Here is a 15,988-nt window from a genome sequence, read left to right on the forward strand (position 1 = left end):
TCTTTCTTTGTGGTGGTGTAACCCTATTCAGGCAGTAGAGCTCAGGCTTCCCTGGCGATCGCTTCCTTGGTGGAGGTGGTCTCGTCGGGTTGGAGCGGGGTGCTGGGGCCTCCGGAAGGACGGCCCATGTTCCTGGTCAGCAGGCCGATGATCGACTTTTTGCCCTGGGTCTTGTTGTAGACGTCGAAGGCGACGGCGATCAGGAGGACAAGGCCTTTGATGATCTGGGTGAGGTCGGCGCCGACGCCCAGGAGCTGCAGGCCGTTGTTCAGGACTGCCATCACCAGGCCACCGATAATGGAGCCCACAACGGTCCCGACGCCGCCGGTGACTGCCGCGCCGCCGATGAAGACTGCGGCGATGGCGTCCAGTTCCCAGCCGACGCCGTCGAACGGACCTGAGGCTGTGGAGCGGCCAACGAAGATCATGCCCGCCAGGCCGGCCAGGATGGACATGTTCATCATGACCAGGAAGTTGACCTTCTTGGACTGCACGCCGGAAAGTTCGGCCGCGTGCCGGTTGCCACCGACGGCGTAGACGTGCCGGCCGAGGATGGTGCGGGAGGAGATGAAGCCGTACAGCAGGACCAGGACGGCCAGGATCAGGCCCGGGATGGGGAAGGACGTTCCGGGGCGGCCCGTGGCGAAGAGGTAGGTGGCGTAGAGGATGGCGCCGCACACCAGGACCAGCTTCAGCGCGGTGACCCACATTTCCGGAACCTCAGCACCGAGGGCCTTGGCGCGTGCACGGGAGCGGAGTTCGCCCCACACTACGAAGGCTGCGGCGGCGATGCCCAGCAGGAGCGTGAGGTTGTTGAAGCCGGTGTTCGGGCCTACCTCCGGGAGGTAGCCGGAGCCCAGGTACTGGAAGTCATTGGGGACAGGGATGGTGTTGGACTTGCCCACGAACTGGTTGAAGCCGCGGAACAGCAGCATGCCTGCCAGGGTGACGATGAAGGCGGGGATCCCCACGTACGCCGTCCACCAGCCTTGCCATGCTCCGATCACCGCGCCAAGCGCCAGGCCGAGCAGCACACCGGCCCACCAGGGAATACCCCAGTCGCGGATGGCCAGGGCAACGGTCACACCGACGAACGCGGCCACCGAGCCGACCGAGAGGTCGATGTGCCCGGCGATGATCACCAGCACCATGCCGATGGCCAGGATGAGGATGTACGAGTTGCCGTTGAAGAGGTTGATGACGTTGCCGGGCGTGAGGGTCCGGCCGCTGGTGGCGATCTGGAAGAAGACGATCAGGGCCACCAGGGCAAAGATCATGCCGAATTGGCGGGTATTTCCGCCAAAGAGCTTCTTGAGGGCGTTCATTGTTTCAGTCCTTGTGTCCGGAAGGTTCTGGGATGATCCAGAGGGTCAGGCCGCTTTGCGGGCGGAGGTCATCAGTTTCATCAGGCTTTCCTGGCTTGCCTCGTCTTTGTTCAGGACACCGGTGATGGCGCCTTCGAAGATCGTGTAAATACGGTCGGACAGGCCCAGGAGCTCGGGGAGCTCCGAGGAAATGACGATCACTCCCTTGCCCTGGTTGGCCAGCTGCTGGATGATTCCGTAGATCTCGTACTTGGCGCCGACGTCAATGCCGCGGGTGGGTTCGTCCAGAATCAGCAGGTCCGGGTCGGTGAACATCCACTTGGCGAGGACCACCTTCTGCTGGTTGCCGCCGGAGAGCTTGGCCACGCCCTCCTCCACGGACGGGGTCTTGGTCCGCAGCGATTTGCGGTACTGCTCAGCGACGGTGAATTCCTGGTTCGGGTCCACCACGGAGTTGCGGCTGATCTTGCGCAGGTTCGCCGCCACGGTGGTGGTTTTGATGTCATCAAGCAGGTTCAGGCCCAGCGACTTGCGGTCCTCGGTGACGTAACCCAGTCCGGCGTCGATGGCATGGCGGACATTCTTGAGGACTACTTCCTTGCCGTCCTTGTAAACGTGGCCGCTGATGAAACGGCCGTAGGACCGGCCAAACACGGACCGGGCAAGCTCGGTCCGGCCGGCACCCATCAGCCCGGCGAAGCCCACGATCTCGCCGCGGCGCACGAAGAAGCTCGAGTTCTTGCAGACCAGCCGGTCCTGGACCTGGGGGTGGCCCACCGTCCAGTCCTTAACTTCGAAGAACACTTCGCCGATCTTCGGGGTGTGGTCCGGGAACCGGGATTCCAGCGTCCGGCCCACCATGCCCTTGATGATCCGGTCCTCGTCCACGCCGTCCGCCTTGACGTCCAGCGTCTCAATGGACTTGCCGTCACGGATGATGGTGATCGAATCGGCGATCTGCTCAATCTCATTTAGCTTGTGGGAAATGATGATCGACGTGATGCCCTTGGCCTTAAGCCCGAGCATCAGGTCCAGGAGGTGCTGGGAGTCGGACTCGTTCAGTGCGGCCGTTGGTTCGTCCAGGATGAGGATCTTCACGGACTTGTTCAGAGCCTTGGCGATTTCCACCAGCTGCTGCTTGCCGACACCGATTTCCTTGATGGGGGTATCCGGGTCATCCCGCAGGCCTACACGGGCCAGCAGGTCCAGGGACCGCAGCCGGGCTTCGCCCCAGTCAATGACGCCGCGCTTGGTGGGCTCGTTGCCCAGGAAGATGTTCTCCATGATGGACAGCTCGGGGATCAGTGCCAGTTCCTGGTGAATGATCACAATGCCGGCGTGTTCGCTGGCCCGGATATCCCGGAACTGCTGGACCTGGCCCTGGTAGACGATATCCCCGTCGTAGCTTCCGTAGGGGTAGACACCGGAGAGAACCTTCATCAGGGTGGATTTGCCGGCGCCGTTCTCGCCGCAGATCGCGTGGATCTCACCAGCCTTCACCCGCAGGCTTACGGTATCCAACGCTTTAACGCCGGGGAACTCCTTGGTGATGGACCGCATCTCAAGGATGACCGGGTCCGTCTGCGTGGTCTGGGACGTCATATTGCCCTAACCCTCCAATGCAATGACTTCTTTGTCCGGCCGGCAAAGCGCAGGGCCGTCTGATGCAAAAGTAAACTGGATCACTCCGGTTGTCGTCAAGTCTTTAACGCATATCCCGGATAACGAAACGGTCTAGGTTTTGCGGATCCCGGCATGCTGGAACACCAGGGCGGCCGCTCCCAAAGCTTCCGCGCGGTCGCCCAGGGAGGACATGGAAAGCTTGGTGGTCTCGCCGATGACAGGTACGGCGTGCCGGACAAGCCCCCTCCTGATGGGGTCCAGGAAGAGGTCCCCCAGGCCTGCCAGCGGCCCGCCCACCACGATCACCTCGGGGTTGATGAGGTTGGCGACGTTACCCAGCGCACGGCCCACGGCAAGCCCTGCATCGTCCAGCACCCGAAGCGTTGCCGAGTCCCGGGCGAGGGCCTTCCTGACGATGTCCGCAGGGGTCAAGGGCCGGTCTTCGCCCCGGCTCAGGAGCTCGATCATGGTGGTGGTGGAAGCGATCGTTTCGAGGCAGCCGCGGTTCCCGCACCGGCACACCAGCCCTTGTTCGTGGATGGTGGCGTGGCCGATCTCACCGGTGATTCCGACGTTGCCGTAATAGGGGGCGCCGTTGAGGATGAGGCCCGCTCCGATGCCGGACCCAATCTTCAGGAACAGCAGGTTGCTGACGCCGGTGTGCTGGCCCCAGGTCACCTCGGACCAGGCCCCGAGGTTTGCGTCGTTGTCAACAAATACGGGGATTTTGAGCCTTTCCTCCAGGTGTTGGAGGATGTTGATGCCCACCCATTCGGGGAGGATCGCGCCCTGGGCCACGGTGCCGGAGCGCCGGTCTATCGGCCCTGGAATTCCGACGCCGGCACCCACCACGGCGGTTCGCGCGACGCCGCTTTCGTCCAGGAGTTTCGCCAGCAGGTCGACGGCGGCCTGGATGCCTTCCTCGGCCTGGTGGCCGAGGGGCAGGGCTACTGATTCCTCGGCGATGACGTGGTAGCTGAGCGAAGCCAGGACCACCCGGAGGTGCCTGCGGCCGAAATCGATTCCCACCGCCACGGCCCCGTTGCTGTTGAGCCGGACGTTCAGTGCCCGGCGGCCCGAGCTGGTGATCGGTTCGGTCGATGCCAGGCCCGAGTCGAGCATGATTTTGACAATGTTGGAGACCGTTGCGGTGGAGAGCCCGGTCTGCCGGGCCAGCTCCGCCTGGGTGGAGGGACCGCCCATCAGTGACTCGATGATCCGTTGCTGGTTCAGTTGCCGCAGCGCGGATTGTGAGCCGGGATTCTTAGGCTTGCTCCTCGTTGAGCGCGAAGTTGCGGGCATGATTAGAAGATTGCCCCATCCGAACTCTTGTAGTCAAGAAGTTAACGCAATGAGGCCTTGGAGCAACGAGCAGGATGACGGGACGATCTGCCCCCGGGGCGGGGGCGCGCGGTGCAAATGGACCACAAAGCGTGCCTCCCGGGGTGGCTAGTCTGGTGTCATGCCTTCCGCTTCCGGAAGGCTGCTCCGACGAGGGAAGGTGGCCGCGGTGTTGCTGGCACTCCTGCAGGCAAATGCTCTGGTGATGGATGTGGATGCCAACTGCGCCGCCATCGACGAGGCGGCCGGGGCCGCCGCTGCAGCCGGGGCGGCAGTCCTGCTGACCCCCGAACTTTTTCCCACCGGCTACGCTCCCGGCCGGGTCCGTGCGGAACTGAAGCCCGCTGCCCTGCCCGGGATCCGGGCGAAACTTGCCGGCATCGCCCGGCGCCACGGGATCGGCCTGGTGTACAGCCTTCCCCGCGTCAGCACACAGGGGGAGTGGCACATCAGCGCCACCCTCGTTGATGCCGCGGGCAACAACCTCCTCACCTACGACAAGGTGCACCTCTTCGGCCCTGACGAGCGCGCGGCGTTCCATCCGGCGGCCCGGCCTCCCGCCGTCGTAAATTTCCTGGGAATCCCCACCTCCATGGTGATCTGCTACGACGTCGAATTCCCGGAGTCAGTCCGGGCCGCTGCCGTTGCCGGTGCTGAGCTGCTCCTGGTTCCCACCGCGCTGGCGCACGGATTCGACGACGTTCCGCAGGTACTCCTGCGGGCACGGGCACTGGAGAGCCAGTTGACCATCGCCTACGCGAACCACACCGGGGTCGAAGAGGGGTGCCGGTTCCTTGGCGGCAGCGTCATCGCGGGCCCGGACGGCACCTTGCTGGCAGGGGCCGGGGCGGATCCCCGGCTCGTTTACGCCGAGGTGGATGAAGGGGCAGCCGCGCGTGCCCGCAACCAAATTCCCTACCTCGCCGAACGCCGGCCGGACGTCTACCGTTCCTGGGACTCCTGAGCATATCCGGGCAGAAACTCCCGGTACTGCAGGGCAATCCACAGCTCGGCCCGGGCCTGCGCCTGGCCGAGATCCAGGCCCAGCAGGTCAGCGATGGAATTGATCTGCCGGCGCACGCTGTTCCGGTGCAGGCCCAGATCCTTCGCGGTGGCATCCCAGCTCCCGTTCGCCGCCAGCCATGACCGCAGGACGCCGAGGTGGGTATCACGGCGCTCCGGTTCCAGTTCCAGCACTGGCGCCAGGAGCCTGGCCGCCAGCATGCTGCCGGCGTCCTTGCCGAGCAGGCCGGTCACGGACCAGGTCACCTCCTCCATGCGGACGCTTTTGCCTGACGCCACCGCCCGCGCCCGCAACGACGAGACGCGGCGGTACGCCTCCGGCAGGCCAGGCAGCTCCGCCGGCTCACCCACCACCAGGCGCCACCCCAGCTGCTCCACCTCGGCCACCAGCTGGTCATCGACCTTCAGCCGGGTCACGGCCGCGAAGCCGTAATCGGTGAGCTCCACCATCTTGCTGTCGAACAGCCGCCGCCACTGGAGCATTTCCCGGACCGGCCCCTCATCGGCGGCAGGGGCAGCCGCTGCCCGCACTCCCTGCACCACGCGGACCTGGCCGGACCGCGTTCCCGCGACGCTTTGCGCCAGCAGATCCTTCAGCACGTTCAGCTGGCGGGTGCTGCCCCCCGCCGCGGTTTCGGGATGAAGCAGCAGTGCAGTGGCGAGCTGGCTCGGGGCCAGAGACCCGCTGGTGCGTTGGCGGACCAGCAGTTCCAGGAGTCCCACGACGGACGAGACCACGCTGTTCTGCGCGGGAGTCAGTGACTTGTCCGCGCCAACCACCAGGCCGCCCAAGGTGGCGTCTTTGCTGCTGCGGAGGGGATGGCCGAACACCAACGCCGAGCCGGGGGCATCGAAGGTTTCGGTTTCCACCCGGGGTCCGCTCCCCGAGAGGAGCCTCTTCAGGACGGGCTGCAGCCGGGAGGGTTCGACGGCGGCACCCGCCCGGGCGCGCACGCGCCCGTCCGTGCCAAACAGGACAGCCCACACTGGCACGCGCTGTGTCAGGGCTGCCAGCAGTTCATGCTCGGGCCTGGCCGACAGTACGGCCCGCATCAGGTGGCGGTTGGTCTCGGCGAGCTGGCGGACGGCCTGGGCATTTCCTGACTCCAGCAGCTTGGAGAACTCCAGCCCCAACGCCGCGAAAGGGACGCTGGCGGGCACTTCGACCAAGGTGAGTCCCTGCTGCCGGCAAGCTGCCAGCACGTGGTCCGGCACGGCGTCGTAATAGGGCTGCAGTCCGAAGCCCAGCGCGGCCACGCCTGCCGCCACGAGCCGGCGGACATATTCGTCAGCCCGCGCCTTGGCGGCCGGGCCGCTGTCCTGGCCGTTACCGCCGGTCCCTTCGTCGCGGAACGGCAGGCCGGCGGTGAGGACAAATTCGCCGTCGAGCAGGTAGGGGGTGGGGTCCTCCAGTTCGCTCGGCTCAACCCAGCGCAGCGGCACGTTGCCGTTCCCGGCGTTGTGGACCACTGCCACCTCGGGCGGCAGAGCCTGCAGAAACTGGCCGAGCGTCACAGCGTCCAGTTGCTCCGTGATGCTCGCTGCTGGTGCATTGCGTCTCATGAAGCATCACTATAGGTCACTTTGCACTGCGTGAGATGCGGCTCACAGCCCTACTGTGAGTGAGGGGAAACCAGTTCAAGCCGCCAACCAACAGAACGGACGTCAACGATGACTGTGCCTACACTCTCGGGCGGGACAGCCGCCGCGCCGGCCGCCCGTCCCGCCCTGGGCGCCCAACTCCTGCGCCGCAAGCCCATCGCACAGATGGTCAGCGAAGCGGAAAGTGCCGGCAGCGGCCCCCGCCTGGTCCGCAGCTTTGGTGTCCTCCAGCTGACCATGATCTCCGTGGGTGCAACGCTGGGGACGGGGATCCTGGTGATCCTGGGCGAATCCGTACCGCTGGCCGGACCCGCCATCTGGATATCCTTCGCCATCGCCGGCCTGGCCGCGCTGCTGTCAGCGGTTTCGTACGCGGAGATGGCCGGGCTGGTGCCCGTGGCCGGCTCCAGCTACTCCTATACCTACGCCACCATGGGTGAAGGGATGGCGTGGATCTGCGGCTGGTGCCTGGTGCTGGAGTACGCGGTGTCCGTTGCGGCAGTTGCGGTGGGTGCGGGGCAATACGTGAACGAAGCCCTTGCCGTCTTCGGGGCCGTCCTTCCTGACGCCCTGTCCCAACCGCCGGGCGACGGCGGCATGGTCAACATCCCCGCCATGGTCATCGTGTTGCTCGCCACCGTCCTCCTGGTCCGCGGGGCAAAGGAGAGTGCCTGGATCAACACCGCCATTGTGGCCGTGAAGGTGGGCATCCTGCTGTTCTTCTGCGCCGTGGCCTTCACTGCGTTCAACGCCGGAAACTTCGAACCCCTGCTGCCCATGGGAGCGGCCGGTGTCTCAGCCGCGGCCTCCCGGGTGTTCTTCTCTTACATTGGCTTTGACGCCGCGTCCACCGCCGGTGAGGAAGCCCGCAATCCCAAGCGTGATCTGCCCAGGGCCATCATGCTGTCCATGCTGATTGTCACTACCATCTATGTCCTGGTGGCGGTCGCCGCGATTGGTGCCCCGGCCGTGGGGCTGGTTCGACGGTACTGAGGCCGCCCTGGTGAAGATCCTTGAGGAAACCACCGGCCAGCCGTGGATCGCCCTGGTCTTCGCGGTGGGCGCCGTGCTGGCCATTGCCAGCATTGTCCTCACGGTGCTTTACGGACAGACCCGCATCCTGCTGTCCATGTCCCGCGACGGCCTCATTCCGCAGGTTTTCGGCCGCGTCTCCCGGAGGACCGGCACCCCCGTGGCCGGCACGCTCCTGGTGGGAACCGCCGTCGCGCTTACCGCCGGACTGGTGCCGCTGGGAGCCCTTGCGGACGCCACCAGCATTGGCACCCTCTTCGCTTTCGCGCTGGTGAACATGGCCGTGATCCACCTGCGCCGCACCCGGCCCGGGCTGGAGCGGACCTTCCGGGTGCCCCTCTTCCCGATGACGCCCATCCTGGGCGCCGCAATGTGCGCTTACCTGATGGCGAACCTCGGTGCTGACACGTGGGTGGTCTTCGCCCTCTGGATGCTGGTGGGCATTGGGGCGTACTTTGGCTACGGACGCCGTAACTCCCGCGTGGCAGCGCTGGGCAGCGAGGAATACCGCGCGCTCTCCGAACCGAACCTTTCAACCCAGAACAACCCCGAACCAACGAAGGCAGAACTTCCATGACCATCGCCACCGAGCTTCCGGCCTCGGACCCCTCGAGCACCTCAGCAACCCCGGCAGCAGGGCCGGCTGCAGGTGGCGCCGTCCCGGGTTCCATCAGCATGCTGAACCCGGACTTCCCGTTCAGCTACGACCACTACCTCGCACACCCGGGCGGATTGGGGTCCGTCCCGCCCGAACTGCTGGGAACCGAGGTGGCCGTTATCGGGGCAGGGCTATCCGGCCTGGTGACAGCCTACGAATTGATGAAGCTGGGGCTGCGGCCGGTGGTGTACGAAGCCGACCGGATCGGCGGGCGGCTCCGCACCGCCTCGTTCCCCGCGGCGCCCGGCGTGGTGGCGGACCTCGGCGGCATGCGGTTCCCGGAATCCGGCAAGGCGTTCTACCACTACGTGGACCTGCTGGGGCTGGAAACCGAGGAGTTCCCCAACCCGCTGTCCCCGGCCACCTCCAGCACTGTCATCGAACTGGCAGGGCAGAAGCACTACGCGGAAAAGCCCGGCGACCTTCCGCCGTTCTTCCGCGAAGTGGCTGACGCGTGGAAGGCTGCGGTCAACGACGGCGCCAAGTTCGTTGAGATGCAGCAGGCCATCCGTGCCAGGGACACCGGCCGGATCAAGGAGCTGTGGAACAACCTGCTGCCCCTGATGGATGAGCAGACGTTCTACGGATTCATCGCCGCCAGCGAGTCCTTTAAAAAAGCCGGCTTCGCGCACCGGGAAGCGTTCGGCCAGGTGGGCTTCGGCACCGGCGGCTGGGACACCGACTTCCCCAACTCCATCCTGGAAATCCTTCGGGTGGTCTACACGGACGCCGACGATCAGCACCGCCTCATCACCGGGGGAGCGCAGAGGCTGCCCGAGGCACTCTGGCAGCACGCGCCGTCGGGCATGGCCCACTGGCCGGACGGCACCTCGCTGGCATCGCTGCACTCCGGCTCGCCCCGCGGCGCGGTGGGCAGGATCAGCCGCGACCCGGACGGCAACCTGCGGCTCCGTGAACGCTGGGGCCGCGAAGCCACTTATCCGGCGGTGGTGACCACCTGCCAGTCCTGGCTCCTGTCAACCCGGATCCACACCGAGGAAGCTCTGTTCCCGGCGGAGCTGTGGACGGCCATTGAGCGCTCGCACTACATGCAGTCCTCCAAAACGTTTGTGATGGTGGACCGGCCGTTCTGGAAGGACATCGACCCGGACACCGGCAATGAGGTCCTGTCCATGACCCTCACGGACCGGCTGAACCGCGCCACGTACCTGCTGGACAACGGTCCGGACCAGCCCGCCGTCATCCTGCTCTCCTACACCTGGAACGACGACGCGCTGAAGTGGCTGGCGCTGGACGCGGATGAGCGTGTGGAACTGATGCTGCATTCGCTGGAGCAGATCTATCCCGGCGTCGACATTGCCGGCCACATCGTGGGCCAGCCCATCACCGTCTCCTGGGAGGCCGATCCCAACTTCATGGGCGCCTTCAAGGCCAACCTGCCGGGGCACTACCGGTACCAGCAGCGGCTTTTCACCCACTTCAAGCAGGACAAGCTGCCCGAAGCCCAGCGGGGCATCTTCCTGGCCGGGGACGACGTTTCGTTCACCGCCGGCTGGGCGGAAGGCGCCGTGACCACCGGACTGAATGCTGTCTGGGGAGTGCTGAACCACCTGGGTGGCTCCTCGGCTCCGGACAATCCCGGCCCGGGCGAGCTGCTGGACGAAATGGGACCGATCAGCCTCGATGGTTGAGCCTGCCGCAACCGGGAGCTGCGCGGCCCGATTAGCCGTGCAGCTCCCGGTGCGCCTTGGCCAACTCGACGTAGCGGGCGGCGTTGGACCGGACACCGTCGTACTCCTCATCGGTGAGTTCGCGGCGCACCTTGCCCGGGACGCCCGCCACGAGCGAGCGGGGCGGGACAATGGTGCCCTCGAGCACCACGGCGCCGGCCGCCACAAGCGAGCCGGCGCCGATTACTGCTCCGTTGAGTACGGTGGCACCCATGCCGATCAGGCAGTCATCCTCCACAGTGCAGCCATGCACGACGGCGGCGTGCCCCACACTGACCCGTTCGCCCACCGTGCAGGGGAAGCCGGGATCGGCGTGCAGCACCACGTTGTCCTGCAGGTTGCTGCCCGCACCCACCGTGATGGCGGCGGTATCGGCGCGTACGGAGACACCGTAGAACGCGCTGGCATCCGCAGCCAAGGTTGCGTTGCCGATGATCGAGGCCGTGGGGGCAACAAACGCGGATTCATGGACGGCCGGGGTGTTCCCGGCGAAAGGGTAAAGAGGAGCCATGGGCCAAGCCTAGGACACGGACCCGGGGGTGCGGAGGACCAGGAACTGGTAGTGCTGGGTCCAGTGCCCGGCGCCGGGCCCGGACTCGGTGCCGGTTCCCTCCTGCCACGTCACGAACTCCTCGATGGTGCCGTGGCGCCCAAAGACTGACCGGACCGTCGCATCGCTGCGCCGGCAGAAAAAGCGTGGCTCGACGTCGTCCTCCGGGTTCAGCACCTCTTCATCTCCGCCGGACCACAGGCCGACGGCGATCGGCGCACCGGGTGCCGCCACACGCACCAACTCGGCCAGCACCGCATCGATGCCGCTGGCGGGCACGTGCAGCAGCGTGCTCATGGACCACAGTGCCGGGAACGAGCCGTCCGGAAAGGGCAGCCGCCGGGCGCTCGCAACCGAGACCTCCAGGCCGCGGCTGCGCGCCCGCCGGACCTGCCCCTCGGCGATATCAACACCTGTATAGCGGATGCCGGCGCGGACAAACTTCAGCCCGTCCTGGCCCGTCCCCGTCCCGATTTCAAGGATGGCGTGGCGTCCCTCGGACTTCAGCAGTGCGATGAAGCGTTCGCGCTGCTCCGCGCGGTTGAGCGACGGCGGATGGTCGACGCCGGCTGCGGCGCGGCGGTTGTAGAAGTCGGCGAGGCGCTGCTCGCCGCCGTCCGTTTCCGCTTCCATGGCGCCTCCCGGCGGCCGGTTCCAGCCTTGGCTAATGCAGCCGTCAGTTAAAGACGACAGTCCGGTTGCCATCAAGCAGCACCCGGTGCTCCGCGTGCCACTGCACCGCCTGGACGAGCGTGCGGCCTTCCACGTCCCGGCCCATCTGGACAAACTGCTCGGGAGTGCGGGCGTGGTCAACGCGGATGACCTCCTGCTCGATGATGGGGCCCTCATCCAAAGCGGCGGTCACGTAGTGGGCCGTGGCACCGATCAGCTTCACGCCGCGGGCGTGCGCCTGGTGGTACGGCTTGGCGCCCTTGAAGGACGGCAGGAAGGAGTGGTGGATGTTGATCGCCTTTCCGGTGAGCTCGGTGCAGAGCTCGTCGGAAAGGATCTGCATGTACCGGGCCAGGACCGTCAGCTCGATATCGTGCTCGGCGATGATGGCGCGGAGCTTGTCCTCGGCCTGGTCCTTGGTGTCACGGGTGACAGGGATGTGGTGGAACGGGATGCCGTAGAATTCGGCCAGCCCGGCGAGATCCCGGTGGTTGGACACAATGGCGGGAATCTCAACGGGAAGGGTTCCGGACCGCTGCTGGAACAGAAGGTCGTTCAGGCAGTGGGCGGACGTGCTGGCCATCACCAGCGTACGGACCTTCTGGCCCACGGCGTTGAGGCTCCACTCCATGCCAAAAGCGCCGGCCACAGGCTCCAGGGCGGCCCGAAGCCCGGCGGCGGTGGCCGTCGTCGTAACCTCCACGCGCATAAAGAAGTTGCCCGTGGCGGGGCTGCCATACTGCTGCGAATCCGTAATGTTGCACCCCGCCACCAGCAGGGCGCCGGCCACCGCATGGACGATTCCGGGCCGGTCCGGGCAAGACAGTGTTACTACGTACGCTTGGTTCAGCTGCTCTTCACTCACGCGTACAAGCCTACCCGCGCAGCAGGGGCCGGATTTGGTACGCTGGGGAGGTCGCAACTGGCGTTGGGTGGCTAACCACCAGGGAGCGGCAATCACGAAGACCACGGATCGTACGCCTGGGCCGAGGGTCATGTCTTGCCGGAATTGGGGCTGCACCCGCGTTAGAACTGCAGCACCATACACGCGCTTCCACCCCGTCCTGTCACAAGGCGGTGTGCGGGTGCGCCAGCCGGTAGCCTGACCTAAGCAGTGCCCGTATCCCTAGCCAGGAGTTCTTCGTGACTACTACAGCCACTTCAACCACCGCCGTCAGCAACCAGCCGCTGGCTGAGCTTGACCCCGAAATCGCAGCAGTCCTGGACCAGGAGCTCGGCCGCCAGCGCGGCACCCTGGAAATGATTGCTTCCGAAAACTTCGCCCCCCGCGCTGTGATGGAAGCCCAGGGCTCCGTCCTGACCAACAAGTACGCCGAAGGCTACCCGGGCCGCCGCTACTACGGCGGCTGCGAATACGTTGACGTTGCCGAGCAGTTGGCCATCGACAGGGTCAAGGCCCTCTTCGGCGCCGAGTACGCCAACGTCCAGCCGCACTCCGGTGCGCAGGCCAACGCCGCTGCACTCTCCGCCATGATCACCCCTGGCGACAAGATCCTGGGCCTGTCCCTGGCCCACGGCGGCCACCTGACCCACGGCATGAAGCTGAACTTCTCCGGCAAGCTGTACAACGTGGCTGCCTACCAGGTGGAGGAAGACAACTTCCGCATCGACATGGACAAGCTGCGTGAGCAGGCCATCGCCGAGAAGCCGCAGGTCATCATCGCCGGCTGGTCCGCCTACCCGCGCCATCTGGACTTCGCAGCCTTCCGTTCCATCGCGGACGAGGTGGGCGCACTGCTCTGGACGGACATGGCGCACTTCGCCGGCCTGGTTGCCGCCGGCCTGCACCCGAGCCCGGTGCCGCACTCCGACGTCGTCACCTCCACGGTGCACAAGACCCTCGCCGGTCCCCGCTCCGGCGTGATCCTGGCCAAGCAGGAATGGGCCAAGAAGCTGAACTCCAACGTCTTCCCTGGCCAGCAGGGCGGCCCGCTCATGCACGTCATTGCGGCCAAGGCCGTGGCCTTCAAGATCGCCGGCACCGTGGAATTCAAGGAGCGCCAGGAGCGTGTCCTTGAAGGCGCCAGGATCATCGCCGACCGCCTCAACCAGGCAGACGTCGCCGAGGCCGGCGTCTCCGTCCTGACCGGCGGCACGGACGTGCACCTGGTCCTCGTTGACCTGCGCAACTCCCAGCTGGACGGCCAGCAGGCGGAAGACCTCCTGCACTCCGTGGGCATCACGGTCAACCGCAACGCTGTGCCGTTCGACCCCCGCCCGCCCATGGTCACCTCCGGCCTGCGCATCGGCACCCCGGCCCTGGCCACCCGCGGCTTCGGCGCCACCGAGTTCACAGAGGTTGCGGAGATCATCGCCACCGCGCTCAAGGCCGGCAACAGCGCCGACGTGGAAGCCCTGCAGACCCGCGTGGACAAGCTCGCCGCTGACTTCCCGCTGTACCCCACCCACGAGCAGTGGTGATCCATGACTGAAACCAAGACTGCCCGGATCCTCGATGGCAAGGCAGCCGCTGGCGCCATCAAATCCGAGCTGGCCGAGCGTGTGGCGGCACTGAAAGCCCGCGGCATCACCCCCGGCATCGCCACCGTGCTGGTGGGCGCGGACCCGGCCTCCCAGCTGTATGTGTCCATGAAGCACAGGCAGTCCGAGGAGATCGGGATGAACTCGATCCAGCGCGAGCTGCCCGCCGATGCCACCCAGGAACAGGTGGAGGCCCTCATTGACGAACTCAACGCAGACCCTGCCTGCCACGGGTACATCGTGCAGCTGCCGCTGCCCAAGCACCTCGACACGGACGCCATCCTCGAGCGCATCGACCCGGCCAAGGATGCCGACGGCCTGCACCCCACCAACCTGGGCCGGCTGGTGCTCAACGTCAACGGGGAGATCACTTCTCCGCTGCCGTGCACGCCCCGCGGCGTGATCGAGCTCCTGGAGCGCAACGGCTACAGCCTCAAGGGAAAGCACGTGGTGGTGGTTGGCCGCGGCGTCACCATCGGCCGCTCGATCGGCCTGCTGCTCACGCGGCGGGCCGTGAACGCCACGGTGACCCTGACGCACACCGGAACCAAGAACCTTTCGGAGCTGCTGCGCCAGGCGGACGTCATCGTCGGCGCGGCGGGTGCCAAGCACATCGTCAAGGCCGCTGACGTGAAGCCCGGCGCAGCCGTGCTCGACGTCGGTGTTACCCGCGAAACGGACCCCGAGACCGGCAAGAGCCGCGTCCACGGCGACATCGATCCCGCCGCTGCCGAGGTAGCAGGCTGGATTTCGCCGAACCCGGGCGGCGTCGGTCCGATGACCGTGGCGCTGCTGATGACCAACGTGGTGGAAGCCGCGGAGCGCAAGGCGGGCATCGCCTAGTCTCCGGGCAAAAGTACGACGGCGGCAGGTGCCCTTTCCAGCGAAGGCACCTGCCGCCGTCGTAGTTAACCCGCCTGGGTTAAGCAGGACGGTACTACCGTTTGTCCCCGGGCCGGGCTAGTCTGCGGAGGGTGCACAACGAAGCCATCCTGCCCTCCACATCCCGGGCGGGCGGCCGGAAGTCGCCCCGCATGGTCATCACCGCCGAAAACCTCACCAAAAAGTACGGCGACGTGACCGCCGTGGACGGCATTTCCTTCAGCGTCCCGGCGGGGGAGTCCTTCGGCCTGCTGGGACCCAACGGCGCCGGCAAGTCCACCACCATGAAGATGATCGGCGGCGTCACCGGCCGCACGTCCGGCAACCTCCATATCATGGGCCTTGACCCCGATTCGTACGGACCGGAAGTGCGTGCGCACCTGGGCGTGGTGCCGCAGCAGGACAACCTGGACGAGGAACTCCGGGTCCGGGACAACCTGCTGGTCTACGGCCGGTACTTTGGCCTGCCCATGAGCTACCTCAAGCCAAAGGCCGATGAACTGCTCGAGTTCGCACAGCTGACCGACAAGGCGAAGTCCAAAGTGGACGCGCTGTCCGGCGGCATGAAACGGCGCCTGACCATCGCCCGCTCGCTGATCAACGAGCCGCAGATCCTGCTGCTGGACGAACCCACCACGGGCCTGGACCCGCAGGCCCGGCACATCCTCTGGGACCGGCTCTTCCGGCTCAAGGAGCAGGGTGTCACCCTGATCCTCACCACCCACTACATGGACGAGGCCGAGCAGCTCTGCGACCGGCTCATCGTGGTGGACAAGGGCCGCATCATGGCCGAGGGCTCACCAGCCCAGCTGATCCGCGGCCACTCCACCCGGGAAGTGGTGGAGCTGCGCTTCGGCTCCGAGCGGAACACCACCATCGCCGCGGAACTGGACGGCATCGGGGAACGGCTTGAGGTGCTGCCGGACCGGGTTCTGATTTACGCGCACGACGGCGAGTCAGCCCTTGAACAGGTGGCGTCCCGCGGCCTGAGGCCGCTGACCTCGCTGGTCCGCAGGTCCTCGCTGGAAGACGTGTTCCTGCGGCTGACCGGCAGGAGCCTCGTTGACTGACGAGACGCTGGCCGGCC

The 15,988-nt window shown here is 66.2% G+C and carries 12 protein-coding genes, 1 pseudogene and 1 riboswitch; of the genes and pseudogenes, 6 read left to right on the forward strand and 7 right to left on the reverse strand.

The features are described from left to right. Positions 1-41 precede the first annotated feature (41 nt). The 3 genes from mmsB to BACI348_RS06665 form a co-directional block, all read right to left on the reverse strand. On the reverse strand, positions 42-1,325 hold the full coding sequence (gene mmsB, locus BACI348_RS06655; RefSeq protein WP_159824503.1) for a multiple monosaccharide ABC transporter permease: 1,284 nt from the start codon (positions 1,323-1,325) through the stop codon (positions 42-44). Between the two features lie 45 nt (positions 1,326-1,370). Beyond that, positions 1,371-2,927, reverse strand: coding sequence for a multiple monosaccharide ABC transporter ATP-binding protein (gene mmsA, locus BACI348_RS06660; protein WP_159824504.1), 1,557 nt, complete (start codon positions 2,925-2,927; stop codon positions 1,371-1,373). Between the two features lie 132 nt (positions 2,928-3,059). Next, positions 3,060-4,250 carry an ROK family transcriptional regulator gene (locus BACI348_RS06665; RefSeq protein WP_159824505.1) on the reverse strand — a complete coding sequence of 397 codons (1,191 nt, stop codon included), beginning with the start codon at positions 4,248-4,250 and terminating at the stop codon, positions 3,060-3,062. Positions 4,251-4,410: 160 nt separating this feature from the next. On the opposite strand from BACI348_RS06665, the gene BACI348_RS06670 reads away from it, so the two are divergent. Next, positions 4,411-5,253, forward strand: coding sequence for a nitrilase-related carbon-nitrogen hydrolase (locus BACI348_RS06670; protein ID WP_159824506.1), 843 nt, complete (start codon positions 4,411-4,413; stop codon positions 5,251-5,253). On the opposite strand, the gene BACI348_RS06675 is transcribed toward BACI348_RS06670, so the two are convergent. After that, on the reverse strand, positions 5,232-6,875 hold the full coding sequence (locus tag BACI348_RS06675) for a PucR family transcriptional regulator (RefSeq protein ID WP_159824507.1): 1,644 nt from the start codon (positions 6,873-6,875) through the stop codon (positions 5,232-5,234). The genes BACI348_RS06670 and BACI348_RS06675 overlap by 22 nt on opposite strands. Before the next feature lie 108 nt (positions 6,876-6,983). Here BACI348_RS06675 and BACI348_RS06680 point away from each other — a divergent pair. Beyond that, a pseudogene (locus tag BACI348_RS06680) lies at positions 6,984-8,523 on the forward strand (amino acid permease). Continuing rightward, positions 8,520-10,256: a flavin monoamine oxidase family protein gene (locus BACI348_RS06685; protein ID WP_201298390.1), complete on the forward strand. Its 1,737-nt coding sequence runs from the start codon at positions 8,520-8,522 to the stop codon at positions 10,254-10,256. Before BACI348_RS06680 ends, BACI348_RS06685 begins: the two are co-directional and overlap by 4 nt. Before the next feature lie 31 nt (positions 10,257-10,287). On the opposite strand, the gene BACI348_RS06690 is transcribed toward BACI348_RS06685, so the two are convergent. The 3 genes from BACI348_RS06690 to purU are packed head-to-tail and all read right to left on the reverse strand — an operon-like array spanning position 10,288 to position 12,382. Next, positions 10,288-10,806 carry a gamma carbonic anhydrase family protein gene (locus tag BACI348_RS06690; protein ID WP_159824508.1) on the reverse strand — a complete coding sequence of 173 codons (519 nt, stop codon included), beginning with the start codon at positions 10,804-10,806 and terminating at the stop codon, positions 10,288-10,290. Positions 10,807-10,815: 9 nt separating this feature from the next. After that, on the reverse strand, positions 10,816-11,478 hold the full coding sequence (locus BACI348_RS06695) for a class I SAM-dependent methyltransferase (protein ID WP_159824509.1): 663 nt from the start codon (positions 11,476-11,478) through the stop codon (positions 10,816-10,818). Between the two features lie 43 nt (positions 11,479-11,521). After that, positions 11,522-12,382: a formyltetrahydrofolate deformylase gene (gene purU, locus BACI348_RS06700; RefSeq protein ID WP_159824510.1), complete on the reverse strand. Its 861-nt coding sequence runs from the start codon at positions 12,380-12,382 to the stop codon at positions 11,522-11,524. Between the two features lie 43 nt (positions 12,383-12,425). Beyond that, positions 12,426-12,511: riboswitch (ZMP/ZTP riboswitch) on the forward strand. Positions 12,512-12,660: 149 nt separating this feature from the next. Here purU and glyA point away from each other — a divergent pair. The 3 genes from glyA to BACI348_RS06715 all read left to right on the forward strand — a co-directional run bounded on the left by glyA (position 12,661) and on the right by BACI348_RS06715 (position 15,971). Beyond that, positions 12,661-13,959 carry a serine hydroxymethyltransferase gene (gene glyA / locus BACI348_RS06705; protein ID WP_159824511.1) on the forward strand — a complete coding sequence of 433 codons (1,299 nt, stop codon included), beginning with the start codon at positions 12,661-12,663 and terminating at the stop codon, positions 13,957-13,959. A gap of 3 nt (positions 13,960-13,962) precedes the next feature. After that, on the forward strand, positions 13,963-14,862 hold the full coding sequence (locus tag BACI348_RS06710) for a bifunctional methylenetetrahydrofolate dehydrogenase/methenyltetrahydrofolate cyclohydrolase (protein ID WP_159824512.1): 900 nt from the start codon (positions 13,963-13,965) through the stop codon (positions 14,860-14,862). Between the two features lie 191 nt (positions 14,863-15,053). Continuing rightward, on the forward strand, positions 15,054-15,971 hold the full coding sequence (locus BACI348_RS06715; RefSeq protein ID WP_201298495.1) for an ABC transporter ATP-binding protein: 918 nt from the start codon (positions 15,054-15,056) through the stop codon (positions 15,969-15,971). The last annotated feature ends 17 nt before the right edge of the window (positions 15,972-15,988 follow it).

Source organism: Arthrobacter sp. 9AX (genome assembly GCF_902506095.1).
GTDB lineage: Bacteria > Actinomycetota > Actinomycetes > Actinomycetales > Micrococcaceae > Arthrobacter.